Origin of the sequence: Roseateles sp., from assembly GCF_031397715.1 — a bacterium.
Lineage (GTDB): Bacteria > Pseudomonadota > Gammaproteobacteria > Burkholderiales > Burkholderiaceae_C > Paucibacter_A.
The window spans coordinates 1-2,774 of record NZ_JANNMI010000068.1; the positions used below are offsets into that span (position 1 = coordinate 1).

General features: G+C 60.7%; 2 protein-coding genes. Both read right to left on the reverse strand.

Annotated features, from left to right (window positions below; genetic code table 11):
- Positions 1-748 precede the first annotated feature (748 nt).
- Positions 749-922, reverse strand: a complete 174-nt coding sequence (locus RMO57_RS03050; RefSeq protein WP_310384095.1) for a transposase — start codon at positions 920-922, stop codon at positions 749-751.
- Between the two features lie 565 nt (positions 923-1,487).
- Positions 1,488-2,774 (reverse strand): urease subunit alpha (gene ureC / locus RMO57_RS03055; protein WP_310384097.1); only part of this gene is annotated, 1,287 nt, incomplete at its 5' end.

The window sequence follows — 2,774 nt, forward strand, 5'->3', positions numbered from 1 at the left end:
CGTTGCGCTGCCACTCGCCAGAACACAGGTCTTGAAGGAAAACAAAGCCAAAGGATTCAGCGATGTAGACGATTGACCTTGAGGGAAGTCCCTGTAGACAGGTTATTCGTCTCAGCATCCACAAAGCACCTTTACCGGCACGTAAGAATTCTGACTTCCATGTTGGACGTTCAGCTTTCCAAGAAAACACGAACCCTGCGAGGGGGGATCACTGTGCAGCGAGCATTCGGACTTGAATTCCACTTCCTTCAGCCAAAGCTTCACTCTGTGCTCGCCAGAGCTGAAGGTCATTTGAACTTCGCCGCCTCTCGTCGTGCGCTCATTCTGCTCAAGATCGACGATAACTCCAGCGACCCGAAGTCTGCATGCGTTGGAGGTGAGTGATACCAGGACTTCGTCGTCGCCCATCTTAGAGTCATGCCCATAGACCCAACAAGCACAAGCAGGAGGAGCGCCAACAAGTGGGTGCGAGTTCTTTGCCAGTAACGCCGGTATTGCCGGCGCGAGCGCCGTCGTAATGGGCGACGCACACCCCGACAAGAGCAAGGCACACAAAGAAAGAATAGCCGCGCTGAAGAGACGTATAACGAGGCTGTCCAATAGCCACGAATCCACAGTCACTCCTGCCGTCCGGCGCGTATGAGTGTCTGTCCAATCGGGTACTGGGTTCATTGTTGAAATGGCCTGGATGATGTTTGCACTGCCCCTGAGCGCAGCCCGATGGCGATTGTGCCGCTTGCGAGCCAGATTATTGAATCCCGGTTTGCCCGAAGCCCGCCTTCGAAAGCTTTTCAATGTTGTGCACCAGGCAATACAGACTCCAGTGCGTCTTGACCTTGGCTTGGCCCCGGTGGTTCAAACGTTTGTTGTGACGTAGATTCGCAAACACGGGCTCGACGGTGCCGATGCGTTGGCTGTACAACTGTCAGCCTCGGGCTGAGTCGATGGCCTGGCGCATTCGCACACTGGGAAAGGCCGGCCTGGTCGGCGTCAATTACCCTGGCCGGCCAAGGTAATTGTCGCCAACCACCGGAGTCAGGTCTCAAAAATATAGGCTAGACCCGCCCCTCACGGCATCGACTAGCAAGGTGCTTACGCGCAGCGCAGCACCCATCCAGGCGATGCGTAGCGAGCCGTGTTCTTTGGAGTTCGCCCCTTCTGCATGGGCGAAGAGCGGAGAATTTGCCGGGCGTCGCGCAGCGACTTCAAGAACTGGCTTCGCGCCCCTTGTCTGAACGCAGCGTAGCGCAGTGAGTTGGGCGCGGCCCGGCAAATTTGAGCATCTGAGCGAACCCGCAGGGCCATGCGGCAGGGTCGCCTTCTCTTGCCCACTTCTCTTGGCGAACGCAAGAGAAGGGGGTCGGCCGCCGGGCCGAACCCCCGGCATCGTGCTGGGAAAGCAAACACGCCGAGGGTCAGAGTCTTAGACAAAACAGGTTTCCAACTTCGGGCAGCCAAACTCCAGCTGCAACAAACCCAGCCCCGCCTCAAAACAAGAAGTACCTCTGCGCCAACGGCAACACCACCGCCGGCTCGCAAGTCAACAAAATGCCATCCGCCCGCACCTCATAGGTCTGCGCATCAATCTGCATCTTCGGCGCGTAAGCGTTGTGGATCATGTCGCGCTTCTTGACGTTGCGGCAGTTCTTCACCGCCACCACCGTCTTGCGCAAACCCAGCTGACCGCCCAAATCACTGCTGACAGCCGCCTGGCTGACAAAGGTCAGCGAACCGCCCGCGATGGCACCGCCGAAGCTGCCGAACATCGGCCGGTAATGGACCGGCTGCGGCGTCGGGATGCTGGCGTTGGGGTCGCCCATCGCGGCCACGGCGATGAAGCCGCCCTTCATCACCAGGGCCGGCTTGACGCCGAAGAACTTGGGCTTCCAGAACACCAGATCGGCCCACTTGCCGACCTCAATGCTGCCGACCTCATGCGCAATGCCATTTGCGATCGCCGGGTTGATCGTGTACTTGGCGATATAGCGCTTGGCACGGGTGTTGTCGTTGCGCGAGCTGTCGCCGGCCAATGCGCCGCGCTGCTGCTTCATCTGATGGGCGGTCTGCCAGCAGCGCAGCACCATCTCGCCGATGCGGCCCATCGCCTGGCTGTCGCTGGAGAACATGCTGATCGCGCCGAGATCGTGCAGCACGTCTTCCGCCGCAATGGTCTCGCGCCGGATGCGGCTCTCGGCAAAGGCCAGGTCCTCGGCAATGCTGGCGTCGAGGTGGTGACAGACCATCAACATGTCCAGATGCTCGTCGACGGTGTTGACCGTGTAGGGCATGGTCGGGTTGGTCGACGAGGGTAAAAAATTCTGCTCGCCGACCACGCGCAAGATGTCGGGCGCATGGCCGCCGCCGGCGCCTTCGGTGTGGAAAGCGCAGAGCGTGCGGCCCTGGGTGGCGGCGATGGTGTCTTCGACAAAGCCCGATTCGTTCAGCGTGTCACTGTGGATGGAGACCTGCGTGTCGGTCTCCTCGGCCACGCCCAGGCAGCAGTCGATCGCCGACGGCGTCGTGCCCCAATCCTCGTGCAGCTTGAGGCCAATGGCACCGCCTTCGATCTGCTGGCGCAGGCCTTCGGGTCGGCTGGCATTGCCCTTGCCGAGAAAGCCGATATTCATCGCAAAGCCCTCGGCCGCCTGCAGCATGCGGGCCAGGTTGGTGGGGCCGGGCGTGCAGGTGGTGGCAAGGGTGCCGGTGGCCGGGCCGGTGCCGCCGCCCAACATCGTCGTCACGCCACTGGCCAGCGCATCCTCGAACTGCTGCGG